This is a genomic window from Streptomyces sp. NEAU-W12, assembly GCF_026242095.1.
Lineage (GTDB): Bacteria > Actinomycetota > Actinomycetes > Streptomycetales > Streptomycetaceae > Streptomyces.
Genome location: NZ_JAPJDM010000003.1, coordinates 329378 through 355692, shown reverse-complemented (window position 1 = coordinate 355692; position 26315 = coordinate 329378). Strand labels below are relative to the sequence as shown.

19 protein-coding genes, 1 tRNA gene and 1 pseudogene are annotated in these 26315 nt (G+C 71.2%); 14 read left to right on the top strand and 7 right to left on the bottom strand.

The genetic code is table 11. The annotated features are described in order from the left end of the window. Nucleotides 1–17: 17 nt before the first annotated feature. The 3 genes from ORI94_RS05890 (at nucleotide 18) to ORI94_RS05880 (ending at nucleotide 3229) form a co-directional block, all read left to right on the top strand. Nucleotides 18–2363: a transglycosylase domain-containing protein gene (locus tag ORI94_RS05890; protein WP_266073098.1), complete on the top strand. Its 2346-nt coding sequence runs from the start codon at nucleotides 18–20 to the stop codon at nucleotides 2361–2363. A gap of 170 nt (nucleotides 2364–2533) precedes the next feature. Beyond that, a complete protein-coding gene (locus ORI94_RS05885) occupies nucleotides 2534–3034 on the top strand; it encodes a hypothetical protein (protein WP_266073246.1) in 501 nt (166 codons plus the stop codon). Nucleotides 3035–3052: 18 nt separating this feature from the next. Beyond that, complete coding sequence (locus tag ORI94_RS05880) at nucleotides 3053–3229, top strand: hypothetical protein (RefSeq protein WP_266073244.1); 177 nt, start codon at nucleotides 3053–3055, stop codon at nucleotides 3227–3229. A 111-nt stretch (nucleotides 3230–3340) separates the two neighbouring features. On the opposite strand, the gene ORI94_RS05875 is transcribed toward ORI94_RS05880, so the two are convergent. Continuing rightward, nucleotides 3341–3805, bottom strand: a complete 465-nt coding sequence (locus tag ORI94_RS05875; RefSeq protein WP_266073097.1) for a GatB/YqeY domain-containing protein — start codon at nucleotides 3803–3805, stop codon at nucleotides 3341–3343. A 189-nt stretch (nucleotides 3806–3994) separates the two neighbouring features. Between ORI94_RS05875 and ORI94_RS05870 the strand changes: the two genes are divergently transcribed. From ORI94_RS05870 to ORI94_RS05860, 3 genes are all read left to right on the top strand, one after another. Next, nucleotides 3995–4921 (top strand): metallophosphoesterase, encoded by a 927-nt coding sequence (locus tag ORI94_RS05870; RefSeq protein ID WP_266073096.1) that lies wholly within the window; start codon nucleotides 3995–3997, stop codon nucleotides 4919–4921. A 135-nt stretch (nucleotides 4922–5056) separates the two neighbouring features. Further along, nucleotides 5057–5860, top strand: a complete 804-nt coding sequence (locus ORI94_RS05865) for a Pr6Pr family membrane protein (RefSeq protein ID WP_266073094.1) — start codon at nucleotides 5057–5059, stop codon at nucleotides 5858–5860. A 33-nt stretch (nucleotides 5861–5893) separates the two neighbouring features. Further along, a tRNA-Pro gene (locus tag ORI94_RS05860) sits at nucleotides 5894–5967 on the top strand. Nucleotides 5968–6256: 289 nt separating this feature from the next. On the opposite strand, the gene ORI94_RS05855 is transcribed toward ORI94_RS05860, so the two are convergent. After that, a complete protein-coding gene (locus ORI94_RS05855; protein ID WP_266073092.1) occupies nucleotides 6257–7324 on the bottom strand; it encodes an alkene reductase in 1068 nt (355 codons plus the stop codon). A gap of 47 nt (nucleotides 7325–7371) precedes the next feature. Further along, the gene (locus ORI94_RS05850) at nucleotides 7372–7740 is read right to left on the bottom strand and encodes an alpha/beta hydrolase (protein ID WP_266073239.1); all 369 of its coding nucleotides are present in this window, start codon (nucleotides 7738–7740) and stop codon (nucleotides 7372–7374) included. Here ORI94_RS05850 and ORI94_RS05845 point away from each other — a divergent pair. The 4 genes and pseudogenes from ORI94_RS05845 to ORI94_RS05830 all read left to right on the top strand — a co-directional run. Then, nucleotides 7718–8605, top strand: a pseudogene (locus ORI94_RS05845) (NAD-dependent epimerase/dehydratase family protein); the annotation flags it as partial. The gene ORI94_RS05850 and the pseudogene ORI94_RS05845 overlap by 23 nt on opposite strands. Nucleotides 8606–8764: 159 nt before the next feature. Then, the gene (locus ORI94_RS05840) at nucleotides 8765–10033 is read left to right on the top strand and encodes a sensor histidine kinase (RefSeq protein ID WP_266073237.1); all 1269 of its coding nucleotides are present in this window, start codon (nucleotides 8765–8767) and stop codon (nucleotides 10031–10033) included. Continuing rightward, a complete protein-coding gene (locus tag ORI94_RS05835) occupies nucleotides 10018–10671 on the top strand; it encodes a response regulator (RefSeq protein ID WP_266073090.1) in 654 nt (217 codons plus the stop codon). The genes ORI94_RS05840 and ORI94_RS05835 overlap by 16 nt, the downstream gene beginning before the upstream one ends. 225 nt (nucleotides 10672–10896) lie before the next feature. Continuing rightward, a complete protein-coding gene (locus ORI94_RS05830) occupies nucleotides 10897–12447 on the top strand; it encodes a DUF1996 domain-containing protein (protein ID WP_266073088.1) in 1551 nt (516 codons plus the stop codon). A gap of 119 nt (nucleotides 12448–12566) precedes the next feature. On the opposite strand, the gene ORI94_RS05825 is transcribed toward ORI94_RS05830, so the two are convergent. Beyond that, nucleotides 12567–13052, bottom strand: a complete 486-nt coding sequence (locus tag ORI94_RS05825; protein ID WP_266073086.1) for a hypothetical protein — start codon at nucleotides 13050–13052, stop codon at nucleotides 12567–12569. A 129-nt stretch (nucleotides 13053–13181) separates the two neighbouring features. On the opposite strand from ORI94_RS05825, the gene ORI94_RS05820 reads away from it, so the two are divergent. Next, nucleotides 13182–15149: a hypothetical protein gene (locus ORI94_RS05820; RefSeq protein WP_266073084.1), complete on the top strand. Its 1968-nt coding sequence runs from the start codon at nucleotides 13182–13184 to the stop codon at nucleotides 15147–15149. A gap of 87 nt (nucleotides 15150–15236) precedes the next feature. Beyond that, nucleotides 15237–15953 (top strand): TetR/AcrR family transcriptional regulator, encoded by a 717-nt coding sequence (locus ORI94_RS05815; protein WP_266073082.1) that lies wholly within the window; start codon nucleotides 15237–15239, stop codon nucleotides 15951–15953. 31 nt (nucleotides 15954–15984) lie between these two features. Here ORI94_RS05815 and ORI94_RS05810 read toward each other — a convergent pair whose 3' ends face one another. From ORI94_RS05810 to ORI94_RS05800, 3 genes are all read right to left on the bottom strand, one after another. Further along, entirely contained in the window at nucleotides 15985–16359 is a 375-nt protein-coding gene (locus ORI94_RS05810; protein ID WP_266073080.1) for a 5-carboxymethyl-2-hydroxymuconate Delta-isomerase, read from the bottom strand. A gap of 65 nt (nucleotides 16360–16424) precedes the next feature. Continuing rightward, on the bottom strand, nucleotides 16425–21842 hold the full coding sequence (gene pulA, locus ORI94_RS05805; protein WP_266073078.1) for a pullulanase-type alpha-1,6-glucosidase: 5418 nt from the start codon (nucleotides 21840–21842) through the stop codon (nucleotides 16425–16427). Nucleotides 21843–22047: 205 nt separating this feature from the next. Next, nucleotides 22048–23421: an alpha-amylase gene (locus ORI94_RS05800; RefSeq protein ID WP_266073076.1), complete on the bottom strand. Its 1374-nt coding sequence runs from the start codon at nucleotides 23419–23421 to the stop codon at nucleotides 22048–22050. A 432-nt stretch (nucleotides 23422–23853) separates the two neighbouring features. On the opposite strand from ORI94_RS05800, the gene ORI94_RS05795 reads away from it, so the two are divergent. Further along, entirely contained in the window at nucleotides 23854–25194 is a 1341-nt protein-coding gene (locus ORI94_RS05795; protein ID WP_416237781.1) for a TrkH family potassium uptake protein, read from the top strand. Next, complete coding sequence (locus ORI94_RS05790) at nucleotides 25187–25876, top strand: potassium channel family protein (RefSeq protein ID WP_266073072.1); 690 nt, start codon at nucleotides 25187–25189, stop codon at nucleotides 25874–25876. The genes ORI94_RS05795 and ORI94_RS05790 overlap by 8 nt, the downstream gene beginning before the upstream one ends. The last annotated feature ends 439 nt before the right edge of the window (nucleotides 25877–26315 follow it).

The window sequence follows — 26315 nt, the reverse complement described above, 5'->3', positions numbered from 1 at the left end:
CGGATTAGGCTGCTCCCATGCCAAAGAAGCGCTCGGGCGGTGGTCTGTCGCCAACGCAGCAGGCCGCCAAGTTCCTCGGTGTCAGTGTCCTGTCGGGAGCCGTGCTGGCCGGTATCGCGATCCCCGCCGTGGGTGCGCTGGGCCTCGCCGCCAAGGGGTCGGTGGAGAGCTTCGACGAGCTCCCCGCCAACCTCAAGACGCCCCCGCTGAGCCAGCGCACCACCATCCTCGACGCGGCGGGCGGCAAGATCGCGACCGTCTACTCGCGCGACCGCACGGTGGTCGACCTCAAGGACATCTCGCCGCACCTGCAGAAGGCGATCGTCGCGATCGAGGACTCGCGTTTCTACGAGCACGGCGCGGTCGACCTCAAGGGCGTGCTGCGCGCGCTCAACCGCAACGCGCAGACCGGCGGCGTCTCCGAGGGCGCGTCCACCCTGACACAGCAGTACGTGAAGAACGTCTTCGTGGAGGAGGCGGGCGACGACCCGACGAAGGTCGCGCAGGCCACCCAGCAGACCATCGGCCGCAAGATCCGCGAGCTGAAGTTCGCGATCCAGGTCGAGGAGGAGCTGGGCAAGAAGAAGATCCTCGAGAACTACCTGAACATCACGTACTTCGGCCAGCAGGCCTACGGCGTGGAGGCCGCCGCCCAGCGCTACTTCTCCAAGCCCGCCAAGGACCTCAACCTCCAGGAGTCGGCCCTCATCGCCGGCCTCGTCCAGTCGCCGAGCCGGTACGACCCGGTCAACGACGAGACGGAGGCGACCGAGCGGCGCAACGTGGTCCTCGCACGGATGGCCCAGGTCGGCGACATCTCCCGGGAGGAGGCCGCCGAGGCGTCGAGGACACCGCTCGGACTGAAGGTCAGCAAGCCGAAGAACGGCTGCATCACGGCGGTCGACGACGCGGCCTTCTTCTGCGACTACGTGCGCGAGGTGTTCCTGAACGACCCGGTCTTCGGGAAGGAGAAGGAGGACCGGGCCAAGGTCTGGAACCAGGGCGGCCTGACCATCCGTACGACGCTCGACCCGCAGGCGCAGAAGTCGGTGCAGGACTCGCTCGAGAGCCACGTCAACAAGAGCGACTCGGTCGCCGCGGCAATCACCCTGGTCGAGCCCGGCACCGGCAAGGTACTCGGCATGGGCCAGTCGAAACCGTACGGCTACGACAAGAACGAGACCGAGATCAACTATTCGGTCGACCACAGCATGGGCGGCTCCAACTACGGCTTCCCGACCGGTTCGACGTTCAAGCCCTTCGTCGCGGCGGCCGCGATCGAGGAGGGGAGGCCTCCCACCCAGGAGTACTCGTCGCCGTACGAGATGCCCTACCCCGACCCCGTGCAGACGTGCAGCGGCAAACCCTGGATGAACGAGAGCAGCGAAACCGTCCCCAACGAGGACGAGTCGGAGGTCGGCCCGTACCGGCTGAAGGAGGCGATGGCCCTGTCGGTCAACACCTACTTCGTGCAGATGGTCGCCGACATCGGCCTGTGCCCGCTGGTGAAGATGACGGACGCCCTGCACGTCGTGCAGGGCAACAGCGAGAAGCTTCCGGAGGTGCCCGCCATCTCCCTCGGCTCCAAGGGCGTCTCGCCGCTGACGATGGCGTCCGCATACGCCGCCTTCGCCTCACGGGGCATGTACTGCACGCCGGTCGCCATCGAGTCGATCACCCAGAAGATCGGCGACCAGCAGAAGTCACTGGCCGTACCGAAGTCGACGTGCTCGCGGGCGATGAGTGAGAAGACCGCGGACACGGTGAACACCCTGCTGCAGGGTGTGGTCGACTCCGGTACGGGCCAGGAGGCCGGTCTGACGGACCGCGCCAACGCAGGTAAGACGGGTACGACGGACGAGCGCAAGAACGCCTGGTTCGTCGGTTACACGCCGAACCTGTCGGGCGCGGTCTGGGTCGGCAGCGACACCCAGCAGGTCAAGATGGTCGACATCAGCATCGGCGGTACCTGGCATCCCAAGGTCTACGGCGGCTCGGTGCCGGGCCCCATCTGGCGGGACGCGATGACCGGCGCCCTGTCGGGCAAGGAAGCACCCAGCTTCAACTTCGTCAGCATCCCGGATCCCAAGGACGAGGACGAGGACGAGGACCGGGACCGCGGGAACAACGGCGGCGGCGGCAACGGCGGCGGCGGTGACGGCCGCAACAACAACGCCGGCGGAATCATCGGAGGCCTCTTCGGCGGCGGAGACGGCGGCGGTGGCGGCAACGGCGGCGGTGGCGGCAACGGCGGTGGCAACGGCGGGACCGCCACCAACGGCGGAGCCGAACCGCTCCCGACCATCTCCCTCCCGGAGGGCTTCCTCCAGGGCCCCGGCAACGGGCCCGGCGGACGACGCTGACCGGCCCGCCGGACAGGATCCGCCTTTTTCCCCACAACCTTTCGGCCGGTCCGGCGCAATAGCGCCAGCTGTTCGAAAAGGGGCACCCTCGGAGCGAAGGCCGTGAAGTATTCACTCACGGCGCGACCACGAGGTTGCCCCTTTTTCTTTTTCCCTTCACATGGAGGGCCATGAAAACCCGATCCCGCCTCGGTGTGACACTCGGCGCGCTGGCGGCCGCCCTCACACTCGCCGTCCCGAATTCAGCGTCGGCCACCGCACTGGCCTGTTACGACTTCGGGTGCGACGGACACGACCCGAACATCCAGAGCTGGGAGTCCGGACCGGTCTCCCCGTACGGTCCCTACGCCCTCGGCAACTCCCTCCTGTACGAGCTGCGGTGGGGAAAGACGGACGGCGACCAGTACAGCTGGGCCCGGCTGCACTACATCAGCGGCTCGGGCCAGCAGGACTGGAACGTGTACGTCCAGCGCTGCACCAAGGATCGGTCTTCCTGCTACTGGCGGCTCGGCCTGAAGAAGGGCGGCGCCTCGGGCTGGACCGCCAAGATCCCAGGCGGGACGAACTACTACTGGACGCGCACACCGATGTACCACAACCCCTCGACGCACATGATGCGAGCCTGCGTCGAGGACCCGTCGGGCGACCAGAGCTGCACGCCCTGGTACTGAGTCCGGTACGAACTCGGCATGGCCGACGGCACCGCCAACGGCGTCTTCGGCCCAGGCACCCGGACCGGCCTGAAGGACCACACCGTCGCCGTCGGCACCACCGGCACCTGGGCGTTGCTCCTCACCGCGGCCATGCGGCCAAGATCCGCGCCTGGAACGAAAGCCGGGCCCGGGCCGGCGTCCTCGGCGACATGACGCAACCGCCCCGACACCGCCGCGCCGCCGGCCACCGGCCACCGCTGAACGCCCTGAGGGACGGCTCGCCGTCGTCCGACGACCGAGAGCGATCCCGGCCGTCGGACGTATTCAGCCGGCGAGGAGCTTCTTGACCGCGGCGGCCACGCGGCCGCCCTCGGCCCGCCCGGCCACCTTCGGGTTGACGATCTTCATGACCGCGCCCATGGCCCGCGGACCCTCTGCACCGGCCGCCTTCGCCTCCTCGACGGCCTGGGCGACGATCGCGTTCAACTCCTCGTCGGACAGCTGCTGGGGCAGGTAGCGCGCGAGGAACTCGCCCTCCGCCTTCTCCCGCTCGGCCTGCTCGGGACGCCCGCCCTGGGCGAAGGCGTCCGCCGCCTCACGGCGCTTCTTCGCCTCGCGGGTGATCACCTTGAGGACCTCGTCGTCGGAGAGCTCGCGCTTCTCCGTCCCCGCGACCTCCTCCTTGGTGATCGCGGTGAGCGTCAGCCGGAGCGTCGAGGAGCTGAGCTCGTCGCGCTCTCTGATCGCAACGTTGAGGTCGTCGTGCAGCTTCGACTTGAGCGTGGTCATGCCCTGATTCTCGCAGGAACGGAGGGAGGGGCGCCCGCACATTTACGGCGTGCTCCCAAACCCCTTTCCCGTGGGGCCCGTTCGGGTGGACGGTCCTCCCCCCGTGCCGACCGGTACCGGCTCCGGGGCCGACCGGTGCGAACTGGTACCGCCGGACCTCCACGCTCCCGGATCTGACACGATGGACACATGCGCGCGCGATACGGAATCCCCCTGGGAATCACGGCGGCCGGCGCCGCCGGACTGGTGTACGCGGCGGGCTTCGAGGCCCGCTCCTTCCGGCTGCGACGGGTGACGATCCCGGTCCTGCCCGCCGGAATGCGCCCGCTGCGCGTGCTGCAGGTCTCCGACATCCACATGGTGAGCGGCCAGCGCAAGAAGCAGCGCTGGCTGCGCTCGCTGGCGGGTCTGCGCCCGGACTTCGTGATCAACACGGGCGACAACCTGTCCGACCCGGAGGGCGTCCCGGAGGTACTGGACGCGCTGGGCCCGCTGATGGAGTTCCCGGGTGCGTACGTCTTCGGCTCCAACGACTACTACGGCCCGAAGCTGCGCAACCCGGCCCGCTATCTGATCGAGAAGGCCCAGGGCCGGCACGGCCTGAACGGCAACGCCCCGGCCGCCGACGTGGTCCACAACCCGTGGGAGGACCTGCGGGACGGCTTCGACGACGCGGGCTGGCGGAACCTGACGAACACCAGGGACACCCTGAAGATCGAGGGCGTCACGATCGAGCTGACCGGCCTGGACGACCCGCACATCAAGCGGGACCGCTACACGGAGGTGTCGGGCGGCCCGTCGGGCACGGCGGACTTCTCGATGGGCGTCGTCCACGCCCCCTACCTGCGCGTCCTGGACTCCTTCACGGCCGACGGCTACCCCCTGGTCCTGGCCGGCCACACCCACGGCGGCCAACTGTGCATCCCCTTCTACGGCGCCCTGGTCACCAACTGCGACCTGGACACCGACCGTGTGAAGGGCCTGTCCTCGCACACGTCCGAGGGCCGGACGTCGTACCTCCACGTCTCCGCGGGCTGCGGCACCAACCGCTACACCCCGATCCGCGTCGCCTGCCCTCCGGAGGCGACGCTGATGACGCTGGTGGGGCGGGAGTAGCCCGGGGACGGGCCTGTCCGGGGACGGCCCGGGGACGGTCCTGCCCGGGGACGAACGCGGCAAGCCACTCGGCGGCGTACCCCTTCCGGCCCACCCGCATCGCCCCGACCAGGTCGTTCACCCACTCTGGGGTTCATGACCGCCCCGATACCCAGGGACATCCCTGACCTCCCCGTCATCCCGGGCAGACGAACGAACCTCATGCCGTCGTCCGCCCCCGCGGGAGCCGTGGCACCACCCGTACGCCGCCCCCTGACAGCGGCGTACCGCCTGCTCCTGGCGCTGGCAGCGATCGCGGCGGTGACCGTGGAGCTCCTGCTCGGCAGCCCTGCGCGCGTCCTGAGCCACTTCGCGATCCAGAGCACGCTCCTGCTGGCCGTGGTCATGCTCGCCTCGGCCGGCAGGGCCTGGGCGGCCCGCCGCCCCCTGCCGGGCGCCGTGACCGGAGCGACGCTGCTGTACGTGGTCGCGACAGCCCTGGTCCACCACGTACTCCCGGCGGACGCGACACCGGCGTTCACGATGACGGAGCCGACGACGACGGCAGCCCTGACCGGAACAGCCGCCACGCTGGCCGCCCTCGCGCCGCCCGCCCTGCACACGGCGCTTCCCGTCGCGGCGGTCCTGGACTGGCTGCTCCTCTCCCCGCCGGCCCGCACACGCCTCGCCCACGCCGCCGCATGGCTCCTGTACCCGACGACGTACCTGACCTTCGCCCCGGCCCTCGGCGCCCTCCTCCCCGACGGCGCAGCCCGCTTCCTCCACCCCTTCCAGGACACCGGCCGACACGGCCACCAGCACGTCCTGGGCGTCTCCCTCCTCCTGCTCCTCGCCCTCTACGCCCTGGCGCTCGTCCTCATCACCGCGGACCGCACCCGCCCGGACCCCGTCCGCCTCGGCGCAAGAACCGGATTTCGTCTCCAGCCACCGGTGGGCTAAAGTGAACGTCGTCGCCGCGAGAGCAGCGACAATCGGGGTGTGGCGCAGCTTGGTAGCGCGCTTCGTTCGGGACGAAGAGGTCGTGGGTTCAAATCCCGCCACCCCGACAGAGAAACACCAGATCAGCCAGGCTACTCATGTGAGTAGCCTGGCTGATCTGCTTTGTGCGTGTCTATCTGCGTGACTACCGTTTCCCGTGTGCCTACGGCCGCTGCGGATCAGCGCCGAAGATCCCGTCCATGACCACGGCGCCGGTCCGGATCACGGGCCGGATCTGCTTCCGGTAGACCTCCTCAGTCACAGCCGTACCGGAGTGGCCGACGAGACGGGAGATCTCCTCCAGTGGGACGCCGTGACGGTCTTGTCGTCGGGCCTGATGAGGAGAGTGGTCATGGTTCAGCTCGCAGCGGTGGTGGTGAGGGCCGGGTAGTCGGTGTAGCCGCGGTGGTCGCCGCCGTAGAAGGTGGCCGGGTCGGGCTCGTTGAGGGGCGCACCCGTGCGGATGCGGTGGGGCAGGTCGGGGTTGGCCAGTGCTGTGGCGCCGACCGTGACGACATCGGCCAGACCGGAGTCGAGATCGGCGAAGCGGGTGTCGAGCGGGGTGCCGGCGCGGTTGACGATCAGTGCGGTGGGCCACTGCCGGCGCATCCGCTGGAGGAGTTCTGCGTCAGGCCCTTGGATGACGTGCAGGTAGGCGAGGCCGAGCGGGCCGACGGCGTCGAGCAGCGCCGGGTAGACGTCGTGGGTGTCGTGCTCGGTGATGTCGTTGTAGGGGTTGCCGGGGGAGATACGCAGGCCGGTCCGGTCGGCGCCGATCTCGGAGGCGACCGCAGATGTCACCTCGGCGGTAAAGCGGATGCGGTTGGTGACGGAGCCGCCGTACTGGTCGGTGCGGTTGTTGGCATTGGCTGAGAGGAACTGGTGGAGGAGGTAGCCGTTGGCGCCGTGGATCTCGACGCCGTCGAACCCGGCAGCGACGGCCGCCGCCGCCGCGTGGCGGAACCCGTCGACGACACCGGTGATCTCGTCGGCGGTGAGGGCCCGCGGGACGGGCATCTCCTGGGGGCCGACGGTGGTGAACATGACGCCCTTGGGTTGTACGGCCGAAGGGGCGACGGGCGTGCGGTGGTGCGGGGTGTTGTCCGGGTGGGAGATACGGCCGGTGTGCATGAGCTGGACCACGATGCGGCCGCCCTCGGCGTGCACGGCGTCGGTGACCTTGCGCCAGCCGGCGATGTGGGCATCGGTGTAGATGCCCGGGGTCAGCAGGTAGCCCTGGCCGTCGTCGGAGGGCTGGGTGCCTTCGGTGATGATCAGGGCCATCGAGGCCCGCTGCCGGTAGTACTCGACGTTGAGCTCGCTGGGTGCGCCGTCCGCCAGGGAGCGGTCGCGGGTCATGGGTGCCATGGCCAGCCGGTGCGGCAGTTCCATGGCCCCGACGGTGAAGGGGGTCCAAAGAGTCACGGGTTGTCGCTTTCTGCTCTTCAGAGCTGTCAGATGAGCGGTAAGGGTCAGAGGGAGACGAGGACGCGGACGCGGTCGGCGATGGCGCGGCGAGCAACGTCGGTGGTGAAGGCGAGGGAGTCGAATTCGTGCGGGACACCGGGGTGCAGGTGGAACTCCACAGGGACGCCGGCCCGGCTGAGCTTGGTCGCGTAGGCGAGGTCCTCGTCGCGGAAGGCATCGAGCTGGCCGACCTCGATGTAGGCCGGAGGCAGCCCGGTCGCGTCCTCGAGCCATCGCGGGGGGGGGGGGGGGGGGGCGGGGGGGGCGCCCCCCCCCCCCCCCCCGGGGGGGGGGCGGGGGGGGGGGGGGGGGGGGGGCGGGGGGGGGGGGCGGGGGGGGGGGGGGGGGGGGCGGGGGCGGGGGCCCCCCCCCACGGCCGTCGGCGGTCTGGCCGCCCTGGACGAGTCGGACGACGCCTGGGACGTCGTCGTCGACACCTGGTCGGCCGCCCCGCGTGCCGTCCGGGACACGGCGCGGTTGCTGCGGGACCGCGCCGGACGGTACGTGTACGTGTCGAGCCGCTCGGTGTACGCGTGGCCCGCACCCGCCGGAGCCACCGAGGCGGCCCCGGTCGTGGCCGACGCCCACGCAAACGCCGGTCGCACCGACTACGCGCGGGACAAGCGGGGCGGCGAACTGGCCGTCGTGGACGCGTTCGGCGCGGACCGGTCGGTGCTGGTGCGGGCGGGGCTGATCCTCGGCCCGTACGAGAACGTCGGCCGGCTGCCCTGGTGGCTGGACCGGATGGCGCGCGGCGGCCCGGTCCTCGCACCGGGGCCGCGTGACCTGCCCCTCCAGTACGTCGACGTCCGCGACCTCGCCGAGTGGATCCTCGGGGCCGCCGAGCAGGGGATCGGCGGACCGTACAACCTGACCGGCCCGCAGGGGCACGCCACGACGGGCACGCTGCTGGAGGCCTGCGCGGAGGTGACCGGGGACGCGGCCGAGCTGCGGTGGACCGAGCCGGAGGTGATCCTCGAAGCCGGCGTCGAACCGTGGACCCAGCTGCCGGTCTGGGTGCCGCCGGGCAGCGAGATGCACGCCGCCCTGCACGCCGGTGACGTCTCCCGGGCGCTCGCGACGGGGCTGCGCTGCCGTCCCGTCGGTGAGACCGTCGCCGACACCTGGCGCTGGCTGCGGGGCCTCGAGGGGAGCGCGCCCCGGCGCCGGGACCGGACGGCCAAGGGCCTCGACCCGCAGACGGAGGCGAGGGTGCTCGCCGCGGCCGGCAGGGCGTGACGGGACGGGGCCGCAGGGCCGCAGGGCCGGGGAGCCGGGGGAAGGGACGACCGAGGTGGAGGCAGCACCACCCCCCGGCCGGGGGCCCGGCCCCGTGACCCGGATGCGGCGCTCGGCCAGACTGGCGTCATGACCACCAACCCCGTGACCACGGACGGCATGAGCGCGGACACCCGGGCCGGCAGCGGGCGCACCAGGCGCACCAGAGGCCTTCTGAAGGGAGCGTTACGGGGGCTGGGGCTGGCGCTGGTGTCGCTCCCGCTGACGGTGACGGCCTTCACCCTGACCGTGATGTCGCTCGCGCTGATCCCGGCCGGTGTCGGCATCGTCACCACGCCGTACGTGCTGGAGTGGGCCCGGACCTACGCGAACTGGCGGCGGGTGCTGGCCGCGGAGTGGGGCGGGGTGCGCATTCCGCCCGCGTACCGGCCGGTGCCGAAGGACGCCGGCCCGTGGGCGCGCACCTCCGTGATGCTGCGCGACCCGGCGACCTGGCGGGAACTGCTGTGGTTGCCGGTCGACATGAGCGCGGGGTTCGCCACCGCGGTGCTGCCGGCCGCGCTGCTGCTGTACCCGCTGGAGGGGCTCGCGCTCGCGGCCGGGCTGTGGCGGGTGATGCCGGACCCGTACTGGTACGGCTTCGTCCCCGTCGGCGACCAGGCGTCCGCGCTCGGCGCCGGGGCGCTGGCCCTCGGTCTGGTCTTCGTCGCCCACGTTTTCGCCCCGTCGGTGCTGAACGCCCACTACCGGCTCACCCGCGCCGTCCTCTCCCCCGGGCAGGGGGGTCTGGAGGAGCGCGTACGGGTGCTGACCGAGACGCGGCGTGACGCGGTGGACACTTCCGCGGCCGAACTGCGGCGCATCGAGCGGGATCTGCACGACGGGGCGCAGGCCCGGCTGGTCGCGATGGGCATGGATCTGGGGACCATCGAGGTACTGCTCGACAAAGATCCCAGAAAAGCAAGGGAGTTGATCGCGCAGGCCCGCAAGTCGTCGGCGGAGGCGCTGTCGGAGCTGCGTGAGCTGGTGCGCGGCATCCATCCACCGGTGCTGGCCGAGCGCGGTCTGGGCGACGCGGTGCGGGCGCTGGCGCTGCGGCTCCCGGTGGCGACCGAGGTGAGCGTGGACCTGCCGGGGCGGGCCGGGGCGCCGGTGGAGTCGGCCGCGTACTTCGCCGTCAGTGAGGTGCTCACCAACGCGGTGAAGTACGCGGAGGCCGACCGGATCTGGGTGGACCTGCACCATGCGGACGGGCACCTGCGGGCGAGCGTCACCGACAACGGCAGGGGCGGCGCGGTGATCGGGGCCGGCTCGGGGCTGACCGGGGTGGAGCGGCGGCTGGGTACATTCGACGGCGTCCTGGCCGTCAGCAGCCCCACGGGCGGCCCCACCATGGTCACCGTGGAGATCCCTTGCGAGTTGTCCTAGCCGAAGACCTGTTCCTGCTGCGCGACGGGCTGGTCCGGCTCCTCGAGGCCCATGACTTCGAGATCGCCGCAGCCGTGGAGTCCGGACCCGAACTGACCCGCGCACTCGCCGAGTCGGAGCCGGACGTCGCCGTGGTCGACGTGCGCCTGCCGCCGACCCACACCGACGAGGGGCTGCAGTGCGCGCTCGAGGCACGGCGGCGGCGTCCCGGGCTGCCGGTGCTGGTTCTGTCGCAGCACGTCGAGCAGTTGTACGCCCGGGAGTTGCTGGCCGACGGCAGCGGTGCGGTGGGCTACCTGCTCAAGGACCGGGTGCTCGACGCGGAGCAGTTCGTGGACGCCGTACGGCGGGTGGCGGGCGGCGGTACGGCCATGGATCCGCAGGTGATCCAGCAGTTGCTGGCACGGGAGCCGGGCGACGACCGGCCACTGGCGCGGCTGACGCCCCGGGAGCGGGAAGTGCTGGAGCAGATGGCGCAGGGCCGGTCCAACGCGGCGATCGCCGGCAAGCTGGTGGTGACGGAACGGGCCGTCGCCAAGCACACCGCCAACATCTTCGCCAAACTGGGCCTGGAGGTCTCGGAGGACGACAACCGGCGCGTGCTGGCGGTTCTCGCCCATCTCGACCGTGGCCGGTAGAACCGCACCCGCCGCACCGACGGCCCCCTCACCCGTTGCGGTTGATCCGCAACTCCTGGTGGTACGGCGGCTGTTGAAACCAGCGTGCCGTACGAACTTCTCATCAATCTCCGGGACGGCTGAACACCCGTGGGGCCCTCCCCGTACTCAAGGGAGCCGCTTCACTCCTGTCGGGCGCCTCGATGCCCCGCAAGGGATGCCCCGCAAGGAAGTCAGAGGAGTTCCATGGGACGCAATACAAGAAAACGCCGTATGCCGTTGGCCACCAAGGCCGTGGCCGCATCGGCGGCCCTAGCGCTCGGTGGGGGCGGGCTGGTCTGGGCGAACTTCTACGCTTCGGCTCACGAGTCCGACTCGCAGAACAACCGGACGAAGTCGAGCGCGGCCCGGCAGATCGCCACGATCGACTGCCCGGACGTCGGCCAGCAGCTCTCCGACGTACCGGACCGGGCCCGTGGTGAGGTCGACGGTGAACTGGCCTCGATGGACCAGCAGATCACCGACGCCTACCAGCGCCTGGTCACCACGCGCCAGGCACAGGCCGGGGACTCGCAGTTCGTCCAGAACGCCATTCTGGGTCCGCTCAAGGACCGCCGTAAGGCGCTCATCGACCGGATCAAGCTGGAGATCAACCGCGCGGGCGGCCAGGCACCCGGAAACCTGGACGAATTCGCCTCCTGCTCCGGCCGCCCCGCCGACCAGCCCCTGCCGAACGACGGCCAGAACGGCGGCGGCCAGGACGACGACGGTCAGGACGACGGCCAGGACGGCGGCGGCCAGGACCAGGGTCAGGACGGCGGCGGCCAGGACCAGGGCAACGGGCAGACGCCGGACGACAACGGCAACGGCGCCGCGGGCCCGTTCGCCGACGACTTCGTCGACATCAACGACGTCCAGCCGAACTCGCGCGACCTGCCGAACGGTCTGGCCGCGAACGGGGCCACCGGATCCACCGGATCCTTCACCACGGTGTGCGGTGTCAACGAGAACGACCTGTTCAACAGCGACAACATCATCGTGGCCCCCGGTGTCGACAACGGCGCCCACCACACGCACGACTACGTCGGCAACCAGGGCAACACCGCGTTCGCCAGCGACGACGACCTGGCCAACGCCGACACCACCTGCCGGAACCAGGGCGACAAGTCCACGTACTACTGGCCGGTGCTGCGTCTGCAGGACGGTACCCAGGAGTTCGACGCGGGCGACTTGGGCGGCGGCGCCGAGGGCAACGTCGGCAAGATCCTGAAGGCCAGCCAGGCGGAGATCAAGTTCGTCGGCAACAAGCAGGGCGACGTCGTCGCGATGCCGAAGTTCATCCGGATCATCACCGGTGACGCCAAGGCCTTCACCAACGGCGTCGCGAACGCCAACACGTCGTTCAGCTGCACCGGATTCGAGGACCGGCAGGTCACGGACAAGTACGTGCTGTGCCCCGAGGGCAGCCAGGTGGTGCGCACGTCCAACTTCCAGAGCTGCTGGGACGGGCAGAACATCGACAGCGCCAACCACCGTGACCACGTGGCGTTCGTCCAGCAGGACGGCAGCTGCCCGAACGGCTTCCAGGCCATCCCGCAGCTCCAGGTCCGCCTGGTGTACGACGTCCCCGCCCCGACCGTCGAGAACGGTCAGGTGCAGAACCCGTACGCCGTGGACGGCTTCCCGGAGCAGTTGCACAAGCCGATCACCGACCACAACGACTTCATCAACGTCATGGACGAGAGGCTGATGAACAAGATGGTCAAGTGCATCAACCGGGGCAAGAACTGCACGTAGTCCCCTCGGTCGCCCACTGAGGGAGGAGGGCCGGTGGCGGGATTCCCGCCGCCGGCCCTCCTCCCGTGTACCCGGTGCACCCGGTGTGTCCGTTCAGCCTCCGTGCCCGGTGTGTCCGTTCAGCCTCCGTGCCCGGTGTGACCGCTCGTCTTCTCGCCGGCGGGACCGGAGGCGTGCGCGCCACCGCCGTGGCCCCCGCCGCTGTGGTCGATGCCCTCCTCCACGTCGCCGCCGAGTCGGCCGCGCAGGTCCTCGAGCACGTTTTCGTGTCCGACGGCGACCCACTTGCGGCCGACGAGGTAGAGACCGCCGTAGTCCTTGGCCGTGTCGATCCACTCGCGCTGGCCGCGGTCGGTGGCGAAGGTGGCGAGGATGTACTTCTCCTTGCCCGTCTTGCAGATGGCCTGACGGATGGTGTCGGCGTCGGTCTGCATGTCCGGCTCGCACTTCGCCTCGGCGGCCAGGTGTTCCAGGCTGCCGGTGGCCGTGACGGGCGCCCCGCTCCTCCCGTCGCCGTCGTTCCCCCCGCCGCCGGACCCGCAGCCCGCCAGTGCCAGTACCGCCACCGCGCCGGTCAGCGCGAGCCTCGGTCGGGTCAGCCTCATGAGTTCCTCCGGTCCTTCCGGCGACATGCCGCACGGAGCCCCGGCGAGGGGCTCTCCGCCTTCGATACGGCTCCGGGAGCCGGACTGCTCAACCGGTGACCTACGGAGACATCGCTCGTTCTGCCTGACGTGCAGTCACAGCATGCCGCCAAGCGGCCCACGGTCCCCTCCCCCGACGGCCCGCTCGTCGACGTCCGTCAGGCCGAGGCCGCTCTCGTCGAGCACTATCCGCGGCTCGTCCGGCTCGCGTACCTGATGCTGCCGCCGGAGCCGGGCGCCGGGGGCAGGCGGGTGCTGACCGCGCACGCCCTGGTCCAGCGCGCGCTGCCCCGCGGCCGCACCGCGGCACCCGTGATCCCCGCCCAGTCCCCCCGGCCCGCGCGGGCCGTCGGCCCGGACGGCGACCCCGGTTACGCGCTGGTCCGGCTCCAGGTGGTGCGTACGGCGCTGCGGGTGAGCCCGTCGCGCCGTACGGCCGTGCGGCGGCGCGGGGCCCGGCGCAGGCGGGCCGGGCTGCCCGCCCTGCCGCCACCGCTGCCCCAGGTGTGGGGACTGCGCCTGTTCCCGCGGTCCGGCGGTGCCGACGAACTCGCCCTGGAGCAAAGGCTGTCCGCCCTGTCCGGTCCCGCCCGCGCCGCCCATGTGCTGCGTGCTCTGGAGCGGCTCCCGGACGCCGACGTCCGTACGCTGCTCACGGAGGCGGGGGTGGCCGACGCGGTGGGTGCGCTGCGCGAGGCCGACCGGGTGCCGGCCGAGGACCGGCTGCTGGGCTCCCCCGCGTTCGACCCCTGCTCGCTGCAGGCCCGGCCCACCGATCTGGTGCGCCGCCGCCGGCGTCTGAAGGCCGTACTGGCCGGCGGGGCCGCGCTCGTCGTCTGCGGCGCGCTGTTCGGGCTGCCGGAGGACGGCTGGGGCCCCGACGGTGCCGCCGCGCCGCCGTACGCGCTGAACCGGGCCGCGCAGGCCGCCCTGGATCCGGGGAAGCTGACCCGGGTCTCCCCCGCCGCCTGGAAGACCTCCGCGCGCACCGACTTCTCGGTGTGGCCGGCCCGCGGCGACCTGGCCGGTGACGCGGGGCTGCTGCGCCGGGCCCTCGCCGTGTGGGCCCGGCCCGGCGAGCGGGTGCGGGTGTCGGCGACGCCGGGCACCCCGTCCGGGGGCCCGGCCGGACCGCCCCAGCTGCTGTACGCCGGGACGGTCGACAACGCGCGCGTGGTGGTCCTCCACGACGGTCTGCGCATCGCCAGGTACGCCGAACCCGTGGAGGGCACCGGGGGCACCGCCCTGGACCTCGCCCGGGCGGACGGCGCGGACCGGGCCGGGGCGAGCGCGCTGGTGCTGGGCCGGTCCGACGGCAACGTCCGTTATCTGACGGCGCCCTGGGTGCGTGCGGCCGGTACGCGGGACCTGCGCGAGCCCGGCGCGGACGCGGCGGACCTCGCGCTCACCGGCGGCGTGACCCCGCCGCTGGCCGGTGCGACCCCGAAGGCCGGCTCGTGCACCTCGTGGAACGTGCTGGAGCTGACCGACGACACCGGCACCCGTCTGGTGTCCGACCTCGGCGAGCTGGTACCGGCCGCGCTGACCGCGGGGCGCCCCGGAAAGGCCGGTGAGGTGGCCGGAGGGGAGGCGCTGCGCACCTGGGCGCCGTTCGCCTGCTCGCTGGCCTCGATGCGCTCGGCGGGCGTACGGAGCGTGAACGCGTGGGCGTTCGCCGAGCAGCCGCTGCCGGACGCGAGCGGGGCCGCGGCCTGGGTGTGCACGCGGGCCGAGACCTGGCGGGGCGGCGGCACCCGGACGCAGGCGCAGTTCCACACGCCGGGCGGGCCGTCCGGGGTGGTGGCGGCCCAGGCCGAGGACGTACCGCAGTGCGGGGAGCGTGAGCCGCGGGTGCTGGCCGGGGTGCTGTGGAAGTCCGGTGCGGGCACCTGGTACCTGCTGGCCGCCGGCAGCCCCGGCACGACGTCGGTCACCGCGACGGGCGGTGTCGAGGGCACCGCGCAGGGCAGCCTGCTGACCGTCGAGGCCGAGCAGGGCGCCCGGGCCGACCTCGAGGGAACCCTGGAGAACGGGGACCGGGTCACCGGGCTCCGCTGACCGGAGCCGGACCGGCCGGCACCCCGGACGATCACCGCCGTCCGGTGCGGACCGTTCACGGCCGGATTCGATCGGTAGGCTGTCTGTATGACTACCGGGGTGCGTCGCAGGATGGGAGTCGAGGAACGACGGCAGCAGTTGATCGGCGTCGCCCTCGAACTGTTCAGCCGTCGTTCGCCCGACGACGTCTCCATCGACGAGATCGCGTCGGCGGCCGGTATCTCGCGCCCGCTGGTGTACCACTACTTCCCCGGCAAACTCAGCCTCTACGAAGCCGCGTTGAAGCGGGCCGCGGACGATCTGGCGTCGCGGTTCGTGGAGCCGCGCGAGGGCCCGCTGGGGGCGCGGCTGCTGCGGGTGATGGGCCGGTACTTCGACTTCGTCGACGAGCACGGGCCCGGCTTCTCCGCCCTGATGCGCGGCGGCCCGGCGGTACCCGCAGGCGCGGCCTGGTCAATGAACACAGCCTCGACCACCCATGCGCTGGTCGACTCCGTACGGCAGGCGGCGTACGAGCAGATCCTGTCGCACATGGGCGTGGTGGACCCGCCCGCGCGGCTGGAACTGGTGGTGCGGTCCTGGATCTCGCTCGCCGAGTCGACGGCGCTGATCTGGCTGGACGGCCGCCGCATACCGCGGGACGAGCTGGAGACCCAGCTGGTGCACGACTTCGCCGCGCTCTGTGCGGTCGCCGCGGCCCACGACGAGGAGTTGGGCGGGCTGCTGCGCGGCCTGCTCAAGGACGAGCCGGGCGACGGGCCGTTCGCCGACCTGGCCACCCGGCTCATCGCGCTGGCCCGCTGAAGCGGCCCTCCACCTGCTTCGCCGGCTCCCTCTACTCCGCCGGCTCCACGAACTTGCGGTACGACGCGTCGAGGTCGCGTACCTCGGCGGAGGCGTGCAGGGTCAGGCCGTCGACCGGCCGCACGTGCCGGCGCACCAGTTCCAGGACGGCCTCGGTGAGCCGCGCCTTGGTCTCCTCGGTCCGCCCGGGGAGCAGGCCGATGTGGACGTGCACGAGGGCGTGGTCCCCTGTCTGCTCGTGGCCGATGCAGACGTCGTCGGTCGGGCGGAGCCGGGTCTTGCACGCCGGGAGCTTCGCCGCCGCGATCTCCACCACGGTGCTGTGCAGGTCCCGGACGAAGGCGGGCCGGTCCCACGCGAAGCCGTGCTTCAGCTGTGCGGAGTGGTCGACGGTGATCTGCGGCATGAAGGGGCCCTCCGGTTTCGGGTCGGAGGGCCCACCCTAGCTTCTGCGCCGGTGCGCCCGGTGCGTCAGCCGGCCGTGGTGAACACCGCGACCGAGCGGGCCGGCACGGTGAAGGTGCCGGTGTCCGCCGCGTAGGACGAGGTCTTCACCACCGCGTCCGAGCCCGCCGCCTGCACCGGGTGCAGCCGGTGGTCCGTGCCGGCGAGCGCGGCGACGCGCTGGTCCTGCTTCCGCGGCGTCGCGTTGAAGACGACGACCAGGTCACCGAGGCGCATGGTGATCACTCCGGGTGTCTCGTCCTTCCCGGAGAGCGGGAAGGACAGCGCGGACTGCACCTGCCCCGTGGTGCCGAGGGAGAAGGTCCTCTCCGTCGTGCGGATCCTCAGCAGGTCCCGGTAGGCGGCGGAGGCGCCGTCGATCTCCGCGCACCCGGGCGTCGGCACCGTCTTCAGCAGCGGCCCGGCGTAGGGCCACTTGTCGGCGTTGTCGGCGGCCGGCGGCAGGCCGCGGCCGAAGCCGTTGCCGTCGGCGCAGTTCCAGTGGATGGCGTTGAACCAGTCGCCGCTGTCGTAGGAGTTGCGGTCCAGGGATTTGGAGCGCAGCAGGTCGGTGCCGGCCTGGGAGAGCGCCGGGCCCTGGGAGAGGGCGGCGGTCGCCATCGCGATCACCTGCATGCGGGCACGATCCGACACCGTTGTGTTCCGTGGCAGTTTGTAGGCGAGCGCGTCGTACAGGGTCTCGTTGTCGTGCGCGTCGGCGTAGGCGAGGGCGTCGCCGGGGGCGTGGGCGTATCCGGCCGGTGCGCCGTTGTAGTCGACCTGGGAGCCGGTGACCTCCTTGCCCCTGGTGTCGGTGAAGCGGTAGCCGGCGAGGTTGCCGCTCAGGCCCACCTTGATCAGGTCCTGGTAGTGCAGGAGCCGGGCCTTCTGCTCGGCCTCGGTGCCGTTGCTGCCGGAGGAGTTGGGATCGGTGTAGAGGCCGGAGGCGAAGCCCTGGACGCCGGGGTCCTCGTCGAAGGGGCCGCCGCCGCGGACGGCGTCGCGGGCCCGGTCGGAGAAGGTGGCGATGCCGGTGCCGGCCATGTTCTTCTGCGTGGCCTGGGCGAAGCGGGCGTCGTCGGCGATCTCGCCGAAGTTCCAGCCCTCGCCGTACAGGATGATCTTCTTGCCGTCGACGCCGTCCTTCGCGGGGGTCAGCGCGTCGAGGGCCTCGCGGACGGCGAGGATGTTGGCCTTGGGGTGGTGACCCATGAGGTCGAAGCGGAAGCCGTCGACCTTGTACTCCCTGGCCCAGGTGACGACCGAGTCGACGACCAGCTTGCCCATCATGGCGTTCTCGGGCGCCGTGTTGGCACAGCAGGTCGAGGTGGCGACGGAGCCGTCGGCGAGGAGGCGGTGGTAGTAGCCGGGCACGATCCGGTCCAGGACGCTGGTGCTCGCCTGGCCGCTCGCGGCGGTGTGGTTGTAGACCACGTCCATGACGACGCGCAGGCCGTCCTCGTTGAGTGCCTTGACCATCCTGCGGAACTCGACCGTGCGGGCCGTGCCGTCCGGGTCGGTGGCGTAGGAGCCCTCGGGGACCGTGTAGTGGTAGGGGTCGTAGCCCCAGTTGTAGGCGTCCTTCGCGGCGGTCTTCGCCACGCACTCCTGCTGCTTGCCGGAGTCGGCCGGGTAGGAGGCCAGGTCGCATTCGGGCGTCGCCCGGTCGGACTTCCTCTCGGGGATGGTCGCGATGTCGAAGGCGGGCAGCAGGTGCACGTACGAGGTGCCGGCCTCGGCCAGCCTCCGCAGGTGCCCGGAGCCGTCGCTGTCCTCGTCGGTGAAGGCCAGGTAGGTGCCGGGCCGTTTCGCCGTGCGGTCCTCGACGGAGAAGTCGCGGATGTGCAGCTCCTGGATCCGGGCGTCCTCGAGGGGGACGGCCTTCGGCTTGTCCAGGCCGGACCAGCCCGTGGGGGCGAGGTGGCGGTCGCCGAGGTCGACGACGAGGCTGCGCGCGGAGTCGGTGGTCAGGGCGACCGAGTAGGGGTCGGTGACCTTGTTGGTGACGAGCTCGCGGGTACTGGGCGCCCACACCTTCACGGCGTACCGGTAGGGCTTGCCCTTCCAGGACTTCGGACCGGTGACGGCCCAGACGCCGGTGGCGTCGTCGCGCTTCATGCGGGCGGTGGAACCGCCGATCTCCAGCGAGACGTTCTGCGCGGTCGGCGCCCACACGGACAGCGTGGGCCGGCCGTGCCGGAACGTCGGGCCGAGCTCCGCCTTCGTCGCGCCGGCCGCGTACAGGTCGTCGAGGACGCCCGCGGTCTGCACGCCGGTCGCCGCGAGGGCGGCCCCGTCGGCGGCGCGCTGGGCGGCGACGACCTGGCCGCGCAGGGCCCCGCGCACGCGGTCCCGGTCGCGCGGGTCGACGGTCCAGGCGGTGCCGTCCTTCAGGTGCGGGAACGTCGCCTTCTGCGCGTCGGTGAGGGTGGTGGGGGTCAGGCGCAGGACGCGGGTGTCGTCGCCGGTGGCGAGCGTGCCGCCCTCCGCCTTCACGGAGCCGCTGCGGGAGGCGAGCAGCTGGGTGGAGGCGGCGCCCGCGGAGCCGTCCCAGACGACGGTGTTCCGGTCGATCCAGACCGCCTTCGAGGTGGCCGGGTCGACGGCGGCGGCCGAGCCGGGCGGCTGCGGCAGCAGGTACTTCTCCTCGCCGCTCAACAGCCACACCTCGTGGCCGTTCGCCTTGAGGTCGAGCGACCGGTCGGAGGGGAGGTCCTTCTCGTCGCCCTTGTGGATGATGTAGCTGAGACTGGTGGCACCCTCGGTGAGCGGTACCTCGAAGACCGCGCCATAGGGATCGGTCTTCACCGGCTCCAGGGGGTTCGACCAGTCGGTGGGTTCGGCGGCACCGGTCCACACGTGCAGGCCCCAGCCGTCGTAGTCCCCGTCCGCCCGCTGGTAGTGCAGCACCGCCTTGGTCCTGTCCTGCGCCGGGTACTCGGGGCGTTCGGTGGTGACGGTCTCCTCGCCCTGCTCGATCCAGATCTCGCCGTTCTTCGTGACGTCGATCGTGCGGTCGGTGGAGACGTCCTTGGTGCCGTCCCGGTCGACGACGAGGAATGAGACGGTGGAGGCGCCGGGCCTGAGCTTGACGTGGGCGAAGGCGCCGTAGGCGTCGCGGCCGGTGAAGGGGTGGCTGTCCGGCCACTCGGTGGCCTCGCCGTCGGCGAGGTCGCCCCAGGCGTACAGGCCCCAGTCGTCGTAGTCGCCGTCGGCGCGCTGGTAGTGGACGACCACGTGGTCGCGGGAGGCGGCGGTGGGCGGTTCCGCGACGGGCGGGGTGCCGGTGGCGGAGGCCGCCAGGGCGCTCGCGGTGCGGCCGGCGGAGTCGATCGCGACGGCCTTGTAGCGCAGGGCGGTGCCGGCGGGGACGTCGTCGCCGATGGTGTGGGTGACCTGGTGGGGAGCGTGGTCGGAGGAGCCGAGCGTGCGCCACTTGCCGTTGCCGGTCTGTGCGGCGAAGACGACCCGGTTGAGCTGTCCGCCCTCGACGCCGGCGGTGAGCTCGACGGTGCCGGTGGCCCCGGCCTCGGGGGCCTTCAGGGTGACCGTGGGCTTCGCGGCGGGCTCGGCGAGCCTGCCCGCCGCCTCGAGGACGACCGCCGAGCCGGCCGGGACGGTGACGGTGATCCTCCGGTCGGCGCCGCTGGTGACGGAGGCGTCGGTGCCGTGGATGCCGCGGAAGGTCATGCGGGCGGAGTTGGTCGCGAAGGTCGCCTTCCTGTCGTCGTCGGCGTTGTTGAAGGCGACCACGTACTCCGTGGTGTCCTTGCCGGTCCCGGTGCGGGAGAAGGCGTAGACGCCGGGGCCGTCGGCCGCGTACCGCTCCTGCTGCACACCGTCGGTGAGGGCGGGGTGCGCCTTGCGGAGCTCGGCGAGGGCGCTGATCTGCCGGTAGAGGGGGGCCTGCGTGTCGTAGGTGTCGTCGGCGTGGGTGCGGTCGGTGCCGATGAGGTCGTCGTCGAGGTAGTCGGCGGTGCGGGAGGCGAACAGGGTCTGGCGGGCGTCCTTGTCTCCGCCGGCGCCGGTGAAGCCCTGCTCGTCGCCGTAGTAGACGACGGGGTTGCCGCGGCTGAGGAACATCAGCTCGTTGGCGAGCATGTCCTTCTTCAGCAGGTCGGCGTCGGACGCCCCGGGGTTGTCCTGCTTCAGGAACGTCCCGATGCGGCCCATGTCGTGGTTGCCGAGGAAGGTGACCTGCTCGTAGGCGTTGGCCCGGTCCGTCGTGTACTTGTGGTCGTCGCCGAAGACGGACGCGAGCCGCTGCGCGCCGCCGCCCTGGGAGGCGTACCGGCGGGCCGCCTCCTGGAAGGGGAAGTCGAGGGTGGCGTCGAGGCGGCCCTCGGTGACGTAGGGCGCGGTGACGTCGGTGTCGGCGGAGTAGACCTCGCCGAACATGAAGAAGTCGTCGCGCCCCTTCTTCGCCGCGTAGGCGTCCAGGGCGGTGGCCCACTGGGTCCAGAACTCCATGTTGACGTGCTTCACGGTGTCGATCCGGAAGCCGTCGATGTCGAAGTCCCTCACCCACCGCTGGTAGATCTTCTCCATGCCGTCGACGACCTCGGGACGCTCGGTCCACAGGTCGTCGAGGCCGGAGAAGTCGCCGTGCTCGCCGGACTCGCCGGCGAAGGTGGAGTCGCCCCGGTTGTGGTACATCGTCGGGTCGTTGAGCCACGACGGGACCTTGACGTCCCTCTTCGCGGCGGGGACGACCGGGGTGCGGGGGAAGGACTCCGTGCCGACCCGCGGGAACCCGCGGGAGCCGTCGGCGTGGTCGGCGTCGTCGAAGGGCTTCCCGTCCCTGGTCAGGTAGGGGAAGGCGCCCTTGGAGAGGTAGCCGTAGGACTTCTCCTCGTAGTCGACGACGTCGGCGGTGTGGTTGGTGATGACGTCGAAGAAGACCTTCATGCCCTTGTCGTGGGCCTTGTCGATGAGGGTCTCGAGGTCCTTGTTGGTGCCGAAGTGCGGGTCGACCCGGGTGAAGTCGGTGATCCAGTACCCGTGGTATCCGGCCGAGGCGTTCTCCCCCGTCCCCTGGACGGGCTGGTTCTCGAAGAGGGGCGCCATCCAGAGGGCGGTGGTGCCGAGCCCCTTGATGTAGTCGAGCTTCTCGGTGAGGCCCTTGAGGTCGCCGCCCTGGTAGAAGCCCTTGTCGGTGGGGTCGTAGCCGGTGCTGAGCCGCGAACCGGTGAGCCCGCCCCGGTCGTTCCTCGCGTCCCCGTTGGCGAACCGGTCCGGCAGGACGAAGTAGAACTGCTCCCGGGTGAGATCGTGCCGCGCGGGGGCCTTCGCCAGCGTGGCGTCGGACGGGGGCGCGGGGGGTGGGGCGGCCTGGGCCGTCAGGGGCTGCAGGAGGGTGGCGGCGAGGGCGGCCGCGGTGACGGCGGCCACTCGGCCTCCGTGCGCGGTGCGGCGCCCGGGGGGCGCGGGCCATCTGGGTATCACAGGCGTGAACTCCTTGCGCTTACGGCTCGTTGAGGGTCCGACCCCGCACCTCGGCACGACCTGTTCCGGCCACGTCACCGGGGCGCCGGCGTGACCGTATCGCCGCTGAAAGCTTTACAGCAAGGGTTGTGAAAGTAACGGTAAGGACTTTCATGCGGACGCCGGTCGCGTCGCCCCCGTGAACGGCGGCGCGACCGGCGCGCGTTCAGCAGGAGGACCTGCCCGCGTGCACCGCGAGGGCCGTGCGGGCGCCCAGGGTGGCGGTGAGCCGGCCCGAACCGTCCACTGTCACCGGGGTGTTGTTCTGGACGTTGCAGTACGTACCCGCGGGAAGCGAGGTCTGGAAGGTGCGGGACAGGGAGCCGGACTCGTGGTTGACGGCCACGAAGCCCTTGTCGCCCCGGCCGAAGGCGATCGCGTCGCCCCCGTTGTCCCACCAGTCGGTCACCGCCTGGCCGCGCGTGGCGTTGCGGAAGGCGACCATGGACCTGATCTCCGGCCAGGCGTGCTGGCACTTCCAGCCGTTCTGCCAGCAGGCGTTCACCTGACCGCCGTTGGGCGGGCCGGCGTCGTGGTCGGAGAACTCGTAGCCGGAGTTGACGTCCGGGGAGCCGTACGGCCAGGCCAGCATGAAGACGTTGGCCAGGGTGTAGGTGGCGTTGTCCTTGTAGCTGAGCGTGGAGCCGTTGCGTTCGGTGTCGTGGTTGTCGACGAAGACGCCCGCCACCGAGCTGTTCAGGTAGCCCCAGCCCTCGCCGTAGTTCTTCAGGTAGGCGAGGTTCTCGTTGGTGAAGACCCGCTTGAGGTCGAAGGCGTAGCGGAACTCCTGGACGTCGCCGGTGCCGGTGTACTCGCCGGGCTGGACGGCCTCTCCGGCGCCGTGGATGGCCTCCTGCTTCCAGTACACGCCGGGACGGGAGAGCCGGGACTTGATGTTCGCCAGGTCGGCGGCCGGCATGTGCTTGGCCGCGTCGATGCGGAAGCCGTCCACCCCGAGGGAGAGCAGGTCGTCGAGGTATCCGGCGATGGCTCCGCGGACGTGATTCTCGCCGGTGTCGAGGTCGGCGAGACCGACCAGTTCGCAGTTCTGGACGTTCCAGCGGTCCTGGTAGTTGTTGATCTGCGAGGTGCAGTTGTCGAAGTCGGGTGACGAGTACAGGCCCGGGTAGCCGTACTTGGTGTACGGGGAGCCGCCGGTTCCGGTGCCGTTGCCCGCGGACATGTGGTTGACGACGGCGTCCACGACGACCTTCACACCGGCCGCGTGACAGGTGTTCACCATGTTCCGGAAGGCCGCGCGGTCGCCGAGCCGGCCGGCGATCCTGTAGCTGACGGGCTGGTACGACGTCCACCACTGCGAGCCCTGTATGTGCTCGGCGGGCGGGGAGACCTGGACGGAGCCGTACCCGGCGGGGCCGAGGGTGGTGGTGCACTCGCGGGCGACCGAGTGGAAGTTCCATTCGAAGAGGACGGCGGTGACGTCCTTGGCGCCGGGCGGCGCGGCCTCCGCCATAGTCGGGGTCATGACAACCGAGGCGACCGCGAGGGCGGCGGCACCGGCGAGGGTCCTGCGTGCCATGTGGGGTTTCCTTCTCCGTCGAAGGGTGTGGGGAGCGCGCAAGACGACTGAAGCCTCTTGCTGAAAGCTTCGGAAACCTTGCGGCAACGCAGATGTTAAAACGTTCACCCAACAAAAGGCAGTGGTCGGTCCGCAGTTGTGGCGAGAACTTCAAAAGGCGGGTGGGCTGCTCGAGGCCGGGCGAGCAGGATCCGTCCGTCGGGGGCGGACCGGAGCGCGTCGGCCGGACGGCGGAGCCTTCGGCGCGGCCGCACGGCGCAGGCCCGGACACCGCGCAGGCCCGGACACGGCGCAGGCCCGGACACGGCGGGGGCCCGGACACGGCGGAGGGCTCGCGGCGGGGCCTGGTGCCGAGAACGGTGCGAGCATTGTCTATCGTCTCCCAGTGCGAACAATCGTGGTGCCTGTCCGCTGGGCGGAGGGCTTGTCGTGGTGACGCGCCGGTGGCCGCGCTTTCGGCATCCGGCGCAGGTGGTCGTGGCGGGCTTCGCCACGGCGATCGCGGCCGGGACCGGTCTGCTGATGCTGCCGGCGGCCAAGGCGGGAGCCGGCGGGGCCGGTGCGGTGGAGGCGTTGTTCACCTCCACTTCCGCCGTGTGCGTGACCGGTCTGATCGTGGTGGACACCCCCGGCTACTGGAGCGGGTTCGGGCAGGCGGTGATCATGGCGCTCATCCAGGTGGGCGGCTTCGGCATCATGACCTTCGCCTCCCTGCTGGTCCTGCTGGTCTCGCACCGCATCGGCCTGAAGGCACGGCTGACGGCCGCCGCGGAGACCAAGACCCTGGGGCTGGGCGATGTCCGCTCGGTCGTGACCGGTGTGGTCAAGGTCAGTCTGCTGCTGGAGGCCCTCACCGCCCTGGCGCTGGCCCTGCGGTTCGCCACCGCCTACGACGAGCCCTGGCCGCGGGCGGTGTGGCTGGGTGCCTTCCACGCCGTCTCGGCGTTCAACAACGCCGGATTCGCCCTGTACTCGGACAGCCTGATGGGCTTCGCCACCGATCCGTGGATCTGTCTGCCCATCGCGCTGGCGGTCATCGCCGGCGGACTGGGCTTCCCCGTACTGTTCGAGCTGCGCCGCCGGTTCCGCAGGCCGCGCGGCTGGTCCCTGCACACCAAGATCGTGCTGTGGGCCTCCGGGGTCTTCCTGGTGGGCGGCAGCGCCTTCGTCACCGCGATCGAGTGGTCCAACCCGGCCACCCTGGGCCCCCTGGACACACCCGGGAAACTGCTGGCCGGGTTCTTCCAGGGCGTCATGCCGCGCACCGCCGGGTTCAACAGCGTCGACACCTCCCAGATGAACCCCGCGAGCTGGCTGGGCACGGACGTGCTGATGTTCGTCGGCGGTGCCAGCGCCGGCACCGCCGGCGGGATCAAGGTCACCACCTTCGCCGTGCTGTTCTTCGTCATATACGCCGAGATCCGTGGCGAGGGCGCGGTCAACATCTTCCACCGCCGCCTGCACGGTGACCTCCAGCGTCAGGCCCTGACCGTGGTGCTGCTGTCCGTGGCCGCCGTCGCCACCTGCACCGTGGCCTTCATGGTCTTCAGCGACCACAGCCTGGACGAGTCGCTGTTCGAGGTCACCTCCGCCTTCGCCACCGTCGGCCTGTCCACCGGCATCACCGCCGACCTTCACCCCGGCCTGCAGCTGCTGCTGATCGCGTTGATGTTCATCGGCCGGCTCGGCCCCATCACCGTCGCCTCCGCACTCGCCCTGCGCAGCCGTGTCCGCCTGTACGACCTTCCCGAGGAGCGACCCGTCATTGGCTAGGAAGACCACCCCCAGAAAACGGCGCACGGGGCCGCAGGGCTCCGTCGTCGTCATCGGCCTGGGCCGCTTCGGCCGCGCCCTGGCCCTGGAACTCGTCGACGAGGACACCGAGGTCCTCGGCATCGACGAGAGCGCCGAAGTCGTCCAGGCCGTCTCCGGCTCCCTCACCCACGTCGTGCGCGCCGACTCCACCAAGGAGGACGCCCTGCGCCAGCTGGGGGTGCACGAGTTCGACCGCGCCGTCGTCGCCATCGGCAGCGACCTCGAAGCCAGCATCCTCACCGCCTCGCTGCTGATCTCCTTCGGCATCGAGAGCGTCTGGGCCAAGGCCATCAGCGAGGCCCACGGCCGCATCCTCACCCAGCTCGGCGTCCACCACGTCGTCTACCCCGAACACGACATGGGCCAGCGCGTCGCCCACCTCGTACGGGGCCGCATGCTCGACTACATCGAGTTCGAGGACGACTTCGCCATGGTCAAGACGAAACCGCCCGCCGACATCATCGGTCTCCCCCTGTCCAACAGTGCCGTCCGCACCCGCCACGGCGTCACCGTCGTCGCCATCAAACGCCCCGGCGAAGGCTTCACCTACGCCACCCCCGAGACCGTCGTGGAAGCGGACGACACCATCATCGTCGCCGGACGCACCCGAGCGACCGAACGCTTCAGCGAACTCCAGTAGGACCGGCCCCCGGCAGACAGCGGCACGCAGATCCCTGGTGCCCGCACCTCGACCGCTCACGTCGCGGCGGGCGGCGCAGTCGGGGGGACCGGTGGCCGCCCGGCTGGGCAAGGCCGGCGACCGGCGGCCCGGGGTGTCGCCGCACCTGGCCTCCGACGGCGCGTCGGCGGCCGTCGACCGGCGGTTGTCCCTGCCGGAGAGTCGGGATCCCGCCTCACCGAAGTTCTGCGGCGTCTCGTCGATCAGGAGGTGACACGGTGCCCGTGCCTTTGATGGGCATGCTCATGCTCATCAGTCTGGCTACTGCGGCGGCGGGCCTCGTGACCGTTGTCCTGATGCTGAACGACCCGCCCCTGCCTCCGCCCGGGCTCTGTGCGGTTCTCGTTCTGGCCTTCGGTTCCTCGGCAGCTGCCGTGTACTGCTACGGCTGGTTCTCCGT

Bases quoted from the DNA above. Each gene is read 5' to 3' on its own strand.
- ORI94_RS05830 (WP_266073088.1), top strand. From the start codon at position 10,897: ATGGGACGCAATACAAGAAAACGCCGTATGCCGTTGGCCACCAAGGCC.
- ORI94_RS05825 (WP_266073086.1), bottom strand. From the start codon at position 13,052: ATGAGGCTGACCCGACCGAGGCTCGCGCTGACCGGCGCGGTGGCGGTA.
- ORI94_RS05815 (WP_266073082.1), top strand. From the start codon at position 15,237: ATGACTACCGGGGTGCGTCGCAGGATGGGAGTCGAGGAACGACGGCAG.
- ORI94_RS05800 (WP_266073076.1), bottom strand. From the start codon at position 23,421: ATGGCACGCAGGACCCTCGCCGGTGCCGCCGCCCTCGCGGTCGCCTCG.
- ORI94_RS05890 (WP_266073098.1), top strand. From the start codon at position 18: ATGCCAAAGAAGCGCTCGGGCGGTGGTCTGTCGCCAACGCAGCAGGCC.
- ORI94_RS05875 (WP_266073097.1), bottom strand. From the start codon at position 3,805: ATGACCACGCTCAAGTCGAAGCTGCACGACGACCTCAACGTTGCGATC.
- ORI94_RS05885 (WP_266073246.1), top strand. From the start codon at position 2,534: ATGAAAACCCGATCCCGCCTCGGTGTGACACTCGGCGCGCTGGCGGCC.
- ORI94_RS05840 (WP_266073237.1), top strand. From the start codon at position 8,765: ATGAGCGCGGACACCCGGGCCGGCAGCGGGCGCACCAGGCGCACCAGA.
- ORI94_RS05880 (WP_266073244.1), top strand. From the start codon at position 3,053: ATGGCCGACGGCACCGCCAACGGCGTCTTCGGCCCAGGCACCCGGACC.
- ORI94_RS05810 (WP_266073080.1), bottom strand. From the start codon at position 16,359: ATGCCGCAGATCACCGTCGACCACTCCGCACAGCTGAAGCACGGCTTC.
- ORI94_RS05870 (WP_266073096.1), top strand. From the start codon at position 3,995: ATGCGCGCGCGATACGGAATCCCCCTGGGAATCACGGCGGCCGGCGCC.
- ORI94_RS05865 (WP_266073094.1), top strand. From the start codon at position 5,057: ATGACCGCCCCGATACCCAGGGACATCCCTGACCTCCCCGTCATCCCG.